Source organism: Metabacillus idriensis (genome assembly GCF_009674765.1).
Taxonomy (GTDB): domain Bacteria; phylum Bacillota; class Bacilli; order Bacillales; family Bacillaceae; genus Bacillus_P; species Bacillus_P idriensis.
This window is the reverse complement of the sequence record NZ_WKKF01000007.1, coordinates 37,217-52,178: the sequence shown is the minus strand read 5'-3', so window position 1 is coordinate 52,178 and position 14,962 is coordinate 37,217. Positions and strand designations below refer to the sequence as shown.

General features: G+C 40.7%; 15 protein-coding genes. 1 reads left to right on the top strand and 14 read right to left on the bottom strand.

The window, feature by feature from the left end; all coding sequences use genetic code 11:
* Positions 1-79 precede the first annotated feature (79 nt).
* Positions 80-280, top strand: a complete 201-nt coding sequence (locus tag GJU41_RS18275) for a DUF2536 family protein (RefSeq protein WP_070874412.1) — start codon at positions 80-82, stop codon at positions 278-280.
* A 440-nt stretch (positions 281-720) separates the two neighbouring features.
* Here GJU41_RS18275 and GJU41_RS18270 read toward each other — a convergent pair whose 3' ends face one another.
* From GJU41_RS18270 to GJU41_RS18205, 14 genes are all read right to left on the bottom strand, one after another.
* Positions 721-1,410, bottom strand: a complete 690-nt coding sequence (locus tag GJU41_RS18270) for a YrrS family protein (protein WP_070879797.1) — start codon at positions 1,408-1,410, stop codon at positions 721-723.
* Between the two features lie 54 nt (positions 1,411-1,464).
* Positions 1,465-3,207: a peptidoglycan D,D-transpeptidase FtsI family protein gene (locus GJU41_RS18265; RefSeq protein WP_070879796.1), complete on the bottom strand. Its 1,743-nt coding sequence runs from the start codon at positions 3,205-3,207 to the stop codon at positions 1,465-1,467.
* Between the two features lie 57 nt (positions 3,208-3,264).
* Positions 3,265-3,738: a transcription elongation factor GreA gene (gene greA / locus GJU41_RS18260; protein ID WP_070879795.1), complete on the bottom strand. Its 474-nt coding sequence runs from the start codon at positions 3,736-3,738 to the stop codon at positions 3,265-3,267.
* 311 nt (positions 3,739-4,049) lie between these two features.
* Positions 4,050-4,685, bottom strand: a complete 636-nt coding sequence (gene udk / locus GJU41_RS18255) for a uridine kinase (protein ID WP_070879794.1) — start codon at positions 4,683-4,685, stop codon at positions 4,050-4,052.
* A 2-nt stretch (positions 4,686-4,687) separates the two neighbouring features.
* Complete coding sequence (locus GJU41_RS18250; protein WP_070879793.1) at positions 4,688-5,956, bottom strand: peptidase U32 family protein; 1,269 nt, start codon at positions 5,954-5,956, stop codon at positions 4,688-4,690.
* 25 nt (positions 5,957-5,981) lie between these two features.
* Positions 5,982-6,911: a peptidase U32 family protein gene (locus tag GJU41_RS18245; protein ID WP_070879792.1), complete on the bottom strand. Its 930-nt coding sequence runs from the start codon at positions 6,909-6,911 to the stop codon at positions 5,982-5,984.
* Positions 6,904-7,566 (bottom strand): O-methyltransferase, encoded by a 663-nt coding sequence (locus GJU41_RS18240; RefSeq protein ID WP_070879791.1) that lies wholly within the window; start codon positions 7,564-7,566, stop codon positions 6,904-6,906. The genes GJU41_RS18245 and GJU41_RS18240 overlap by 8 nt, the downstream gene beginning before the upstream one ends.
* 182 nt (positions 7,567-7,748) lie before the next feature.
* Complete coding sequence (gene mltG, locus GJU41_RS18235) at positions 7,749-8,876, bottom strand: endolytic transglycosylase MltG (protein ID WP_154319235.1); 1,128 nt, start codon at positions 8,874-8,876, stop codon at positions 7,749-7,751.
* Positions 8,877-9,092: 216 nt separating this feature from the next.
* Positions 9,093-9,383, bottom strand: a complete 291-nt coding sequence (locus GJU41_RS18230) for a DUF1292 domain-containing protein (RefSeq protein WP_154319234.1) — start codon at positions 9,381-9,383, stop codon at positions 9,093-9,095.
* A gap of 33 nt (positions 9,384-9,416) precedes the next feature.
* Positions 9,417-9,833 (bottom strand): Holliday junction resolvase RuvX, encoded by a 417-nt coding sequence (gene ruvX, locus GJU41_RS18225; protein ID WP_070879788.1) that lies wholly within the window; start codon positions 9,831-9,833, stop codon positions 9,417-9,419.
* Position 9,834: 1 nt separating this feature from the next.
* Positions 9,835-10,101, bottom strand: coding sequence for an IreB family regulatory phosphoprotein (locus GJU41_RS18220; RefSeq protein ID WP_029279472.1), 267 nt, complete (start codon positions 10,099-10,101; stop codon positions 9,835-9,837).
* 155 nt (positions 10,102-10,256) lie between these two features.
* Positions 10,257-12,890, bottom strand: coding sequence for an alanine--tRNA ligase (gene alaS, locus GJU41_RS18215; RefSeq protein ID WP_154319233.1), 2,634 nt, complete (start codon positions 12,888-12,890; stop codon positions 10,257-10,259).
* A gap of 381 nt (positions 12,891-13,271) precedes the next feature.
* Entirely contained in the window at positions 13,272-14,333 is a 1,062-nt protein-coding gene (locus tag GJU41_RS18210; protein WP_070879786.1) for an AI-2E family transporter, read from the bottom strand.
* 424 nt (positions 14,334-14,757) lie between these two features.
* Positions 14,758-14,949 (bottom strand): hypothetical protein, encoded by a 192-nt coding sequence (locus GJU41_RS18205; protein ID WP_070879785.1) that lies wholly within the window; start codon positions 14,947-14,949, stop codon positions 14,758-14,760.
* Positions 14,950-14,962 lie beyond the last annotated feature (13 nt).

Sequence of the window (14,962 nt, the reverse complement as noted above, 5' to 3'; positions counted from 1 at the left end):
CATTTCAATTAGGCAATGAAAAGACTTTCCAACGTACATTTTGGTAAAATAAGAGTACATGAGATGGGAGGCTCGCTTTATGTTTAAACTGGATTTTATAAAAGATAAAGTAGAATTTTTTGAAGCAGAGAAAATCAAAGATTTGGAAAGAAAGATTAATGAGCAAATTGAGGTAAATAAAGCCATATTACTGGAGCTTCATTCTGTATCTCATCAAATGCATGTGACAGAGGAAGGCAGAAGGTTTTATAGTGCTGCAGTACATTTTAAGGCTAAGTAGATATTACTTAAGTAAAGCGCAAGCGCCCGTTTAGCGCAGGCATGACAGATAAGGATCCGAAAGTATTGGCGCTTTTTGCCAATACTTTCGGATCCTTTCTGGCCGAGGAGCCTGAGCGATTCCGCTTGCCATCGAAGCGCAAAATTGTATATTTTCTTATCTTTAATTAAAAAAGGCTGTTTTCGCATAGATTGTTGTTTTTCATGATAAATGTTGTCCGTTCCTTGCAGCGAGAGGAACTTGCTTTCCGCGGGGAGCATGGGAGCCTCCTCGGCGTTGCCTGTGGGGTCTCCCAATTTGCTCTATTTCCCGCAGGAGTCAAGTTCCTTCCGCTGCAATCCACTCAAGTTTTTTAACATTTAATCTAATAGCAACAATATTTACGAAAAGAGCCTTAAAAAAAGATGAGACCCGGACAAAATGGGTCTCATCTTTTTGCATTACCTTGTTTCTGTTTGCTTTAATTTTTCCACCTTAACAGGCTTCCAGCCCTCATTTTCAACCCAGGTAATTTCTACTTTGTAGTTCTGTGTTTTATCCTTGGATGAAATGGTTCCTTTAGCATCGTTAGGACTTCCATTGTTGCCTATAAACCAGATTGTCATATCTGATTCACTTAAGCCGGTTGCATAGCTCATCGCCTGAATCATTTCAGCCCAATCCTGTGAACTCTCGTCATACTGAGCAGCATGGGGCTCAGATTGAGAAGTGCCTACTGGCTTCCAGCCCGGATTTTCTATAATCTGGTCAACATTGGAATTTGGATCACCTTCTGTGATCACTTCTTTCCCTGCTTCTGATTCTTCAGGCTCTTCTTTTACATTTTCATCTTCTTTGGCAGCATCCGCTTCTTCGCTGCTTTCTTGATCAGACTCAGCGTCTTCTTTTGCTGTTTGTTCTTTATCTTTTTCTTCTTTATTTTTTTCGTTTTCGATTTGATTTGATCCCGTTTCTTCTTTCGTGCCTTTTGAAGCCTGTTCACTGTCATTTCCGCCAAGCATCAGCTGTGATCCTATAACGAGAATGAGGATGACGACGATGCCAATTAAAATGTTCAGGACAACATTTGCTTTTCGGCGCTTATCACGATTTTCAAAACGTGATCCTTTACTTAGTTTGCTCAAGTGCATTACACTCCTTTATCCCTCTAACATTCTGTTTTATTCTATCATTAGAATGAATTTCTATCTAGTAGAAGCATTTTCTAGCCGGCCTAATTCATTTGCCATGTCATAAAAAATACTATTCGCAGAAGATTGTGCACTCTGTGTATCAAGCTCTACCACAACCATGGCATATTTAGGCTGATGAGAAGGAAAAAAGCCTGCAAACCATTTATGTACTGTACCTTTTCCTGTTTCTGCAGTCCCTGATTTACCTGATACCTCAAAAGGCAAACTTTGAAACCTTCTGCCGGTTCCTTCCTGATCCGTTACGACTAAACGAAGCAGGTGCTGAAGCTTTGCGGCTGTATAAGGTGAAATATTGTCGCTTTCCGGTTCTGAATCGGAAAACTTAAACATGGTAGTTCCATTTTTATATAATATACTATCTGCAATTTTCACTTGTTTTTTTTCGCCGCCCCGGGCGATTGCCGCCATCATATTTGCCACTGAAAGCGGTGTGACCCGTACATTTTTTTGTCCAATAGCTGTTTGAGCAATTGCCCGTTCAGCAGATTTATCCGTCTTATCTCCCCATATGTGCGGAGTTTTCTCTTCAGGAAATTGCTTAAAATCTTCATAATGATACACAGGTCCACTCCAGCCGGCTTTTTCGGTTAATCCCAATTTTTCTGCGTATTCCTCAATTGTGTCAGGATTTTTATCCATTAACTCGCCTGCTATTGTAGTAAATGTATAGTTGCAGCTTTCCGCAAAGCTTCTTTCTACATTCAAGATGCCTTTATCGTGCTCTTTATCAGGTTTACCGTACATATTCAGACTGCAGTTATATTTTCTGTTATTATCTATTCCGTTTTCGATCCCTGCTGCAGCAATGACTGTTTTAAACACGGAACCGGGAGCAATTGGAGTCAGCATCAGATTCGCATAGGTTTCATGCTCTGAACGGTTCATTTCAGGTTTGCTGACCATAGCAAGTACTTCGCTTGTATCCACATCCAGCAGCACTAAACCTCCTTTTTTCACCTTATACCGGTTCATCACCTCATTCGCCATATCCTGCATAGTGCTGTCAATGGTTGTCTTAACGCTTACGGGATAAAAAGGATTGGCATCTGCAATGTATTTAACATTAATGCCAAACAGCGGATTTCCGTCTCCGTCAACGTGGTAAAGAAGTTTCGTTTCAGCGTCGGGAAGAAGAAATTCATCAAATGCCTTTTCGAGACCTGTAATCCCGATCTGAGTCTTCGAGGATAAATTTTTCTTTTCGGGATATTTTTCTCTTAGCACTTCAGCATTTTCACCTGTTATTCCGATGAAATGATCAGCTGCCTGACCTTTCTTTTTTGTTTGCTGATAAATGGCAAATACTCCTGGAATCTCCAAGTCATTGATTTTATTTATAGCAGAATCAGACAGCTCGAATCCTTCATTTGATCCAAGTAGCAGCGGTTTATCCGCTTCTTCTAATAATCGCTCCAATTTGAAAGGCGGAACATTGACAATCTCTGAGAGTTTGCTGAGTGGCCAGTCAATCTTCTTCAGAAAAGGAAATAATACAAGCTTAGCCTCCTGATCGTGTCCAAGAGGAGTTCCATTTCTGTCTACAAAGCGTCCCCGTCCATCATCAATCATGACTTCCTGTGTCCGCTGGCTGACGCTTTCCTCAATCAAATTGATGTTCCTGTCTGTAAATGATTCCGTGTGAATCATCTGGATATCTGCAAGTCTCAAAATTAACGCAAGCATCGATAAAAAAATGCCTATCGCAATTATTTTCATTCTTTTTTTTGTTTTCATAGAAAAACACCTCGTCTGTGACTAGTGTCGACGAGGTGTTTTTTTATTAAACCTATATTATTTAACGTTTGTAATTTTTACATGCATTTCTCCGCCGGGAGTCTGCACATTCACTTCATCTCCAACTTGACGGCCCATCAGGCTTTTTGCGATTGGAGAGTCATTTGAAATTTTGCCTTCGAAAGGATCTGCTTCAGCGCTTCCTACGATTGTATATGTTTCTTCATCGCCATTTGGAAGTTCAACAAATGAGATTGTTTTGCCCAGTGTTACAACATTTGTATCGGCATCTTCTACGATGATCTTCGCATTGCGGATCATGTTCTCAAGCGTAGTCACTCGGCCTTCAACAAAAGCCTGCTCTTCTTTAGCTGAATCATACTCAGAGTTCTCTGAAAGATCCCCGAAGCTGCGGGCAATTTTGATTCTTTCGACTACTTCTTTGCGCTTAACGGATTTTAAATATTCCAATTCCTGTTCAAGCTTTTCTTTACCTTCAGTTGTCATAGGAAATACTTTTTCTTGTGCCATGATCTCACTCCTTCTAGTATAACTGTCCCCTAAAAAAATATGGTATGTAAAATGCACTGTGATAATGGGGAGGGCTGAAAGCTTCAGCCCTCACACTGCAATATGCATATGCTGAACTTTTCAGGTGATCTTGTGAGGAAATAGCCTTGAATGTAGCTTAAAAGCAAGCCTGCGGCTTGCTTTCCTCATAGAGCATAGAATGCTCAAGTTTACTTTAAATGAGAATTTTTACTCAGTCAATGATGAACCCTGAGAAACTTTAACAGCCTATACATAATATGGTCACAGTACTCTTTATCTATGCTATGTTATTACAAAATTGCATTTAGTTCAAGAATTGTTTGAATTTTTGTAACCATAAGGTCAATCGCGACATGATTTTGACCGCCTTCTGGTATGATGATATCCGCATAACGCTTAGTAGGCTCAATGAATTGATTGTGCATCGGCCTTACAACCGAAACGTACTGCTCAATCACAGAATCAATGGTTCTTCCGCGTTCTTTGATATCGCGCAGCATTCTTCTGATAATGCGGATGTCGGCATCTGTATCAACATACAGTTTCATATCCATCAGGTTGCGGAGTCTCTCGTCTTCTAAAACTAAGATGCCTTCAAGAATGATCACATCTTTAGGTTCTACTAAAAGAACATCTTCCGAACGAGTATGAAGCTTGTAATCATAAACCGGCTTCTCAATCGCTTCATAGTTCAGAAGCTGTTTAATGTGCTCAATTAAAAGCGTGTTATCAAAAGCAAGCGGATGATCATAATTCGTATTCAGTCTCTCTTCGTATGGAAGATGACTTTGATCCTTATAATAAAAATCCTGCTCAAGCATCAGGATGGAATGACCTCTGAAATGCTCGTAAATTGATTTTGTAACACTTGTTTTACCTGAGCCGGAGCCTCCTGCAACTCCGATTACAATGGGCTTTTTCCCCATAATTACTTCCCCTTTCGCATCATGTTATTTGGGAAGACTTTTTGATCTGCTTTAAACTTCACAATTTGCAGAGGATGACGGGCAGCATCGAGCTCATTGCCGTCTTCGTCCCATAACTTATCAATCGTTTGTGTAAAGTTCGCAATTTCAGGTCCGAAGAATTCAACTTCATCCCCCGGTTTAAAGTAGTTGCGCTGCTGAAGGGTAACCATACCTGTTTCCTCATTGTAATCAAGGACAAGTCCTGCAAAGTCAAATGTCGTTTTCTTTCCATGAACTCCGAACATTTGCTCCTCAGTACCAGGAACTCCTTCAAAAAATGCAGGCGCAGTGTCACGGTTAGCACATTTATCAAGCTCATCAAGCCATTCTTTTTGAATCACGAAGTTCTCAGGATCCGCACAGTATGCATCAATTACCTTGCGATAAACACTGACAACTGTTGCTACGTAGTGAATGGATTTCATGCGTCCTTCAATTTTCAGGCTGTCAATTCCAAGCTCGATCATTTTTGGAATAGATTGAATTAAGTTTAAATCTTTCGGACTCATTGCAAATGCTGCATCATCCGCGCCAAACAGTGCTTCTTCACCGTTATCAGCAAGTTTATAGAGATCATAATCCCAGCGGCATGACTGACAGCAGCCTCCGCGGTTTGAATCCCTTGCAGTCATATGGTTGCTCAGTACACAGCGGCCGGAATATGCTATGCACATTGCCCCATGGATAAACGTTTCAATTTCGATATCCACTTTTTCTTTCATTTCTTTAATTTCTTCAGCGCTCGTTTCGCGGGCAAGCACCACGCGCTCAAGACCTTCCTCTTTCCAGAACTGGACAGCTTTCCAGTTTGAGAGAGATTGCTGTGTGCTCAGATGCACCTCAAGCTTTGGCGCTACTTTGCGGCATGTCTCAATAATCATCGGATCAGCTACAATGATGCCGGCGACTCCTGCATCCTGCAGACCCATTAAATATTCTTCAAGACCGTCCATGTTTTCATTATGCGCAAAAATATTTGTCGTTACATAAATTCTTGCACCGTACTTGTTTGCAAATTGAACACCTTCGGCCATTTCTTCTTGTGAAAAGTTGTCTGCATTTGATCGCAGGCCAAATTCTTTTCCGCCGATAAAAACAGCGTCAGCCCCATAATGCACGGCAATTTTAAGCTTTTCTAAATTTCCGGCCGGAGCCAGCAGCTCAGGTTTTTTCGTAATCACACGTTTACCGTCTATGATTTGTGAGATGTTATCTTTAACAGTCAACATACTATTTCCTCCTTCATTTTATTTTTTAGTACACTGTTTCCTTAAAGAAAAATCCTGTATCTAAAGGCCGGTTCTCAGGCTGAATTTCTTCTATGTCCGCAAGCAGCTGATCTTTTACATCTTCATACTGTTCACGGTCTTCTGCGCATAAATCAATGGCTTGGCGGTATTTCTTTGTAACCTCAATTAAATACTCAGATGTCTGCAGGACACCATCGATTTTAAATGAGTCAATTCCGGCATCAATCATATCTGATAGTTCATCAATAATGCACATATCGTTAGGACTCATAATGTGGGTGCCATTGGCATCCTCATATATCGGGTACTTATTGCTGCGCTCTTTGTCATGGAGGAACATCGTTTTTTCATCCTGGATGCTCTCAATTTTCATAGCTTTACCCTGGTATTCATAGTAGTTGCCTATCAGGGAGCGTTTTGACTGGAACATGCATGTCATCCCATGAACCTGCACTTCAATTTCCACTTCTGCATTTTCTTTTGTTTCAATAATTGATTCCATGCTTAATTCACGTGCCAAAACAGCGCGTTTAGCGCCTTTTCTGCCCCAGTAATTGCACGTATACCAGTTGGTTGCTGTCGTTTCTGTATTCCAATGAAGCTTCATTTCAGGAGCTGCTTCTCTAGCAGCCATTAAAACAGCCGGATCTCCAAAGACGACCGCATCCACTTTTATCTCACTTAAAAAACGAAGATAGTCATACAATTCTTCAATTTTCTCATTATGGAAAATGGCATTCATTGCAGCATATACTTTTACGTTTTTTGAATGAGCAAGAACTGTCGCTTCTTTCATTTGATCGCGGTTAAATTCACCTGCAAGACGCAGCCCATAATGCTGTTCTCCAATAACGACCGCAGTAGCGCCTGCTTCCGCCAGGGGAAGAATATCATCAACTTTTGTAGGTGTAACAATTAATTCTGGTTTATTCATCTTTTTCACCTCGTTTTATACTTACAGCCATTCCATCACCAACAGGGAAAATCGCTGTGTGATAGGCTTTATTTGACATCAGCCACTCATTGTATGTCCGTATTTTTCTAAGAAGCGCGCGCCGTCTGCGATGAAAAGACATATCTTCTTCTTCAGATGCAACTAAACCTTTGAATAGGACATTGTCTGTAATAATGCAGCCGTTCTTTGAAAGCATTGGTTCGTACATTTTAAAGAATCTCATATACTGACCCTTAGCTGCATCAATAAAAATCACGTCATAAGGACCTTTTTCCTCTATTTGTTCCTTAAGCTCCAATGCGTCACCATGCAAAACCGTGATTCGGTCTGCCAATGCATTCGCTTCGATATTAATGGCTGCTTGTTTAAATCGCTCAGCATTTCTCTCAGCCGTTACAATTTCTGTTTCCGGGAGAGCTTTGCACATACGAATCGCTGAATAGCCGATTGCAGTGCCGATTTCTAATATCTTTTTTGGCTGTTTAAGCACAAGCAGACTAATTAGAACTTCTATCCCTGTCTTTTCCATAATGGGAACGGCGTGATCAAGCGCATATTGCTCCATCTGTGTGACTGCTTCGTCTTGATCAGGAAGAAGGCTCTCTATATATGATAAAATCGTGTCGTTTTCCATTGTCTTCTCCTTCAAACGGTGCTTTGTTCACCGTTAAAGTGTATCTTAAGTCATGAAAATAAGAGTTCTTCGGAGAACTCTTGTCATTATTTGTTATTTCGTTTATCTTTCTCTACACAACTCGATATATTTTACCACAACAGAAAAGGGAATGCGAATATTTTCACGTTCCCTTCTGTTCTTTATTTATTGGTAATATGCTCTGCTTTAGCTTTGTTGTGCTCTTCAAGTGTTTTGGTGAAAATGACTTCACCTTTTTTAGTGGCCAGAAAATAGAGAAAATCTGTTTTTTCAGGCTCCAGCGCCGCTTTCATGGATTGATCTCCAGGATTCGCAATCGGCCCTGGAGGGAGTCCCTTCACCTTATACGTATTATAGGGTGATTCCACCTTAAGATCTTTGTAATAAACTCTGTCCTTATGCTCCCCAAGTGCATACAGCACAGTAGGATCTGTCTGAAGAGGCATTTGCTTTTCTATCCGGTTGTAGAATACACTTGATATTTTATTCCGGTCAACTGATTTTGTGGCTTCTTCTTCAATCAAAGATGCCATTGTAATAAATTGATGGACGGAAATTTTCTTTTCTTCAAGCTGCGGAAGGTAAGGAATGACAACAGTATGTGTCTTTTTAATCATCTCTTCTAAAATAAAGTCAAGAGAAGGCTTTTTCTCATAAAAAGGATAAGTCGCAGGATAAAAATAGCCTTCAAGAGGATATTTAATATTCTTGCCATAGATATCCTTTGTTACGGTTTCCGGATATTTCTTCTGCATCGCAGCTATGAACTCTTTATTATTCATCCTGTCCAGGACTTCTTTTTCGGTAAATCCTGAATGCTTGGCAATTGATTTAGCAATGTCCCTTATTTGAATTCCCTCGGGAACTGGAATTTGAAATACGACATCCGTAATCACTTTTCCGGACTTAAGACTGGCCACAATATCTTCGATTTCCATCGAAGGTGTTAATTTGTAGTCTCCCGCCTGAAATCCTGACTCATTTTTAAATTTCACATAGTATTTGAAGACTCTTTGATCCTTTATAATCTTTTTTTCTTCTAAAATGGCCGCAATTGTGGAAACGGATGATCCTATTGGAATGTTTACATTAATTGCATTTTTGTCCTTTTCATCTACAGGCTGCAGCGCAGACTTTATATATAAATAGCCGCCACCGATTAATCCTGTCATCAAAATGACTAAAACAACAAAAATCACCAGGACGATTTTTCGGATGACTTTAGCTTCCTGCTGTTTTTCAAGGAGTTTATTTTGGATTGAATGTTTGTTCGAATCAGCTTCTGACATTATCGGATGTATCCCCCTTTCATCAAAATGATTATACTACATAATCGCTGTTTTTTCGCCAAAATCCAGCATATTTTTAAGGAAAGGCAGCTTTAAGAATGAAAATTTATCATTAGTGTTCCATGTTTGACAATCCTACCATAGAACTATTATCTCCTCTGAAGATATTTTTCTTTTTTACCGCAAAAAAAAAAACCGTCCTAAGACGGTTTTTTCTTACTTTTCTTCCTCTTCTTCATTATCAAGGAATGTATTCAGCATCTCTTCTACAAGATCCCACTCTTCTTCTGCTTCAATCGGTGCAAGTTCTCCGTCTACACCGTCAGCTGTCGGCTCAAAGCTTGATGCATGAATTTCAATTTCTTCTTCATCGTCCTGTTCGCCAAGCGGGTAATAAAGCACATATGATTTTCCGAATTCTTCAGAAGCAAATGTGAAAAGAATTTCACAAAGCTGTTCATTTCCATTTTCGTCTACTACTGTAATTTGTTTTTCTCCGTGTTCCATTGCAGTCACCTCATCTATAGTTTGCTGTCAGTTTTAATTCAGGCTATCTAAGTATCCCTGCAAAATCATCACTGCAGCCATTTTATCAATTACTTTTTTTCTTTTCTTTCTGCTGACATCTGCTGAAATCAGTACTCGTTCAGCTGCCATAGTTGACAATCTCTCATCCCAGAGTATAACAGGGACTCCAAATTTTTTCTCAAGCTTCAAAGCAAACGTCTGGCTTGCTTCTCCTCTTGGTCCAACCGTTCCATTCATATTCTTTGGGAATCCGAGAACGATTTTTTCTGCTTGATGTGCGTCCACAATTTGTGCGAGACGCTCGAGCCCAAAGTTGCCGCCCTCTTCATCAATTTTAATCGTCTCAAGCCCTTGTGCTGTCCAGCCAAATTCATCGCTGACAGCAACTCCAAGAGTTTTGGAGCCAAAATCCAAACCAATAATTCGCATATTAATCCTCTCTATGATGGTGTAAGTACGATTTAACCAATTCCTCAATGAGTTCATCCCGTTCAAGCTTGCGGATTAAATTTCTTGCATCGCGATGACGGGGGATATATGCAGGATCTCCAGAGAGCAGGTATCCAACGATTTGGTTAATCGGATTATAGCCTTTTTCTTTCAAAGCATCGTATACAGTGAACAGGACTTCATTCACATTCGTTTCAACTGCTTCCTCAGAAAAGTTAAACTTCATCGTTTTATCAAAGGAACTCATCACTCGCACCTCTTTCCCAGATTCACCTGTGGAATCTGCTTGTCCATTCATACTACCATTCTACACTAACTATCGAAATTATAAAACGGATTTCACTTTCTGGTGAAATCTTTAAAGAAATTCCTCCAGTAAGCAAAAGGTTCATAATGCTGATTCTAGATGGTTTTCACCCATTCTAATGCATACTTCAAAGCTTCTTCAAGTTTTTCAGGATCCTTGCCGCCAGCCTGTGCCATATCCGGACGGCCGCCTCCGCTGCCGCCGCATCTTACAGCTACCTCTTTAATCAATTTCCCCGAGTGGTAACCCTTTTCGACTAAATCACTTGTAATTCCTGCTGCCAGGCTTACTTTTCCGTCATGAGCTGCTCCAAGGATGACAATGGCCGAACCTAATTTTTGCTTTAATTCATCAACCATTGTTCTCAGGCTGTTCATGTCTTTAGCATTTACTTTGCTTGAAAGAAGTGTAACACCCTCAATTTGAACAGCGCTTCCAAGTAAGCTTCCAGCTTCTACATTACCCAATTTAGCTGTTAATGATTCATTTTCTCTTTGGAGAGAACGAACTTCACCAAGAAGAGCATCTACACGGCCTGCTGCATCTTTAGGATTTGATTTCAGCTTCGATGAGACGTCAGAAAGAATGGAAAGCTGGTCTTTTATCAGCTGATAAGCGCCTTGACCGGTAACTGCTTCGATTCTTCGTGTACCCGCACCTATTCCTGTTTCGGTTACAATTTTAAACAGCCCGATAGAAGAAGTGTTGTCAACATGGCAGCCTCCGCACAATTCAAGACTGTAATCTCCTACTTGAACGACTCTGACAATATCTCCGTATTTTTCGCCGAAAAGAGCCATAGCTCCCATTTCCTTCGCTTCAGCAATTGGTTTTAGCTCAATATTGACGCTGTTGCTTTTCCAGATTTGTTCGTTTACAATTTGCTCAATCTGTTCAAGTTCTTCAGGCTGAACTTGCCCAAAATGTGAAAAGTCGAATCGAAGTCTTTCAGATGTTACGAGAGATCCTGCCTGATTGACATGTCCGCCAAGCACATCTTTAAGTGCCTGATGCAAGAGATGTGTCGCAGTATGGTTTTTAATGACTGCACTCCTGGTTGTTTCGTTAACAGCTGCAGTTACTTCATCATTTGTTTTCACTGTGCCGCTGATCACGGCTGCAGTATGCAGATTTTGTCCATTTGGAGCCTTTTGTACATGTTTTACTTGAAGTTTGACTGCATCATTTTCAATAGTGCCTTCATCTGCAATTTGCCCGCCGCTCTCAGCGTAAAATGGCGTTTCATTTAAAATAAGCTGCACTTCATCTCCTGCATTTGCCTCGTCTGTCAGCTCGCCGTCTTTCAGAAGAACGGCTACTGAAGCTTTTGCCGTTAGCTGAGAGTAACCGACGAATGTGCTTTCGGCTGTAATTTCGCCAAGCACTCCGCCCTGCACCTGCATAGAATCAACATCCTGCCTTGCAGCACGTGCACGTTCGCGCTGGCCTTCCATTTCTTTTTTGAAGCCATCATGATCAATTTCCATTTGCTCTTCCTGTGCATACTCTTCTGTCAGTTCAACAGGGAATCCGTATGTATCATATAGACGGAAAACGTCTGTTCCAGGAATGATGCTGATTCCTTTAGCTTTTTGCGTTTTCACAACTTCAGCCAAGATGGTCAAACCGTCATTTAATGTTTCATGGAAGCGTTCTTCTTCATTTTTTATAACTTTTTGAATAAACTCCGTTTTAGCTTTTACTTCCGGGTAGAAGTCAACCATAATTTCTCCGACAACCGTGACAAGCTCATACATAAATGGCCGGTTAATATTAAGTTTTTTCGCATATCTTACTGCTCTGCGCAAAAGACGGCGAAGTACATATCCGCGTCCTTCGTTTGAAGGAAGGGCGCCGTCTCCAACAGCAAATGTAACTGTCCGGATATGATCGGCTACAACCTTGAAGGCTTCATCCTTTTCTTGATCAGTTCCGTATTTTTCGCCAGAAATTGTTTCAGTTGATTCGATAATCGGCATAAACAAATCTGTATCGAAGTTGGTCGGAACGTCCTGAATAACAGATACCATCCGCTCAAGGCCCATTCCTGTATCAATGTTTTTCTTTGGCAGAGGTGTATATGTACCGTCTGAATTATGATTGAACTCTGAGAATACGAGGTTCCAGACTTCAAGATAGCGCTCATTCTCTCCGCCCGGGTATAGCTCAGGATCTTTCGGATCATTTCCATAAACCTCGCCGCGGTCATAGAAAATTTCTGTATTCGGTCCGCTTGGTCCTTCTCCGATATCCCAGAAGTTCCCTTCAAGACGAATAATCCGCTCTTCAGGTACACCAATTTTATCTTTCCAGATTAAGAAAGCTTCATCATCTTCAGGGTGAATCGTAACGGACAGTTTTTCCTGATCAAAGCCGATCCAATCTTCACTCGTTAAGAATTCCCATGCCCACTCGATCGCTTCTACTTTAAAATAATCACCGATTGAAAAGTTTCCAAGCATTTCAAAAAATGTATGGTGACGGGCTGTTTTGCCGACATTTTCAATATCATTTGTACGGATTGATTTTTGTGCATTGCAAATTCTTGGATTTGCCGGAATAACGCGGCCATCGAAGTATTTTTTAAGCGTTGCTACTCCGCTGTTGATCCAAAGCAGGGATGGATCTTCATGAGGAACCAAAGAAGCGCTTGGTTCAACTGCATGGCCTTTTTCCTTGAAGAAATCTAAAAACATTTGACGAACTTGTGCTGAAGTTAGTGTTTTCATCTTTTTTCCTCCTCGTATTGCGGCTGTCTTCCTGATGAAAGCTGCGGCACACACCTTCTCTCAGAAAAAAAGCCTCTTACAAAATAAAAAACTCCCGTCTCTGTGAAAATCATAGAGATTTTCACAGGGACGAGAGATTGCTCGCGGTACCACCCTGATTATGGACTTACTGTCCATCAGCTTCATTTAACCGTAACGGGGTTAAGACGGCAGGGTTTGCCTGCACTCTGGAATAGCCTTCTGCTTCCCTTCATCCCGGAATTCCTCTCAGCCTTGGAAATTCCTCTCTTGTCAGATGGTCTGAAACGTACTCGTTCCTTCATCGTTTTTATAAAATATGCAGTGTCTACGCAGAATTATAGTTCATAGGCTATACCAATGTCAATGCTGTCTTCTCAAATGCACGAGATGCATCATTGTCACTTTTAAGACAGCTAATACAGGAACAGCTAAAATCATTCCGATAATCCCTGCTATTTCTCCTCCTGCAAGCAGGGCAAGCATAATGACAATCGGATGCATATGAAGACTTCTTCCAACGATTAAGGGTCCAAGGATATTCCCCTCGATAAATTGCAGGGAAAAGATAATAATGATCACAATCAGAACAGTATCCATTGACATGGATGCTGCAATAATAACTGCCGGAACCGCACCAATAATCGGTCCGAAGTACGGTATGACGTTCGTTATCCCTATTAATATCCCTATGACTAAAGGATATTTAATATCAAAAAACCAAAGCGAGATAAATGCCAGAAAACCGATGATGAAACAGACAAGCAGCTGACCCCTTATGTAATTACCCAATGACTGATCGACATCGCGGACAAAAATGACAGCCTCAGGTCTCCACCGTTTCGGAGTTAAATACCAGGCGGCTTTTTTTATTTGTTCATAATCCTTTAGCATATAAAATACAAGAAAAGGAATGAGAGCTATGATTAAAAGATAATCGAAAACTCTTCCTAAGCTATTTAAGATCTTGTCAATCCAATAAGAAAACCAGGCTTCAATATTTTGAAAAGCTGTTTCAATTCTTGTGTGAACCTCTTCTGGGAACCTGTCAGTATGATCATGAACCGTAGATAGCCATCCCTGATATTTTTGTTCAAATACCGGAAAACTTTCAGAAAGATCCTTAAGCTGTGCAATGATGACCGGGATCCCCTTGTATAATCCGTAACCGATTCCTCCAAAGAAAAGAGTGTAGATAATTAAGATCGAGAGTGTGCGCGGAACCCCGGTGGAATGCAGTTTCTCAATGACCGGATGCAGCAAATACGTAATGAAACCAGCGATTAAAAAAGGAAGAAGGATAGCTTTGATGATAATAAAAAAAGGATCCCAAAGGACTCTAAGCTTCAAAAATAGATAAATGGAAAGCAAACACAATAGAAAAATACCAATTCTCATCAGCCATTTAAAATAACGTTCCTTCAAAGAGCATCCCTCCTCACCTTTAGTTTGGGGAGGAGCGGATGAAATATGCATTGAAATTATAAAAGCGGAAGATGCCAAGCTCAGCTATGAAAGACAGGAAGGATCGTGCGGAAAATCAGCTGGTTATGGTCATTCAGCGTTTAGACTCACTTTTTTCTTCAGTAAGACAATTTTACTGTTCCATTCACCCGCTATGAAGCACTTTCTTCTAGACATAAGCTTTATAACAGTTCTACAAAACGATTTTTTTCTAAACAATGAAAAATCCTCTGCCTTATTAAGCAGAGGACACTGATCAAAACTTTTTCATTATTCGTTTTCGCATTTTTTTCATCGAACGTTTGGACATCGGAATGCGTCCTATCAGATCTGAAAGCATTGAGGACATTTTGCGGTTCATGGCGTATTCCCCCTTCATAACTGTCTACATGCTGATTGTTCGATCATCATCTGTGAAAAGATCATCAAGAGAACTCAGAGAACCGTCCTCTTCCACTTGATGGGTAAAGATCTGGCCTTTGGATATGGACAGCTCGATAAAGCAGCCCCAGCAATAATACTGATTCACGCCAATCTTCCCAATATCCTTACTTTTACAATTCGGGCATTTTAACAATGCGGTGCACCTC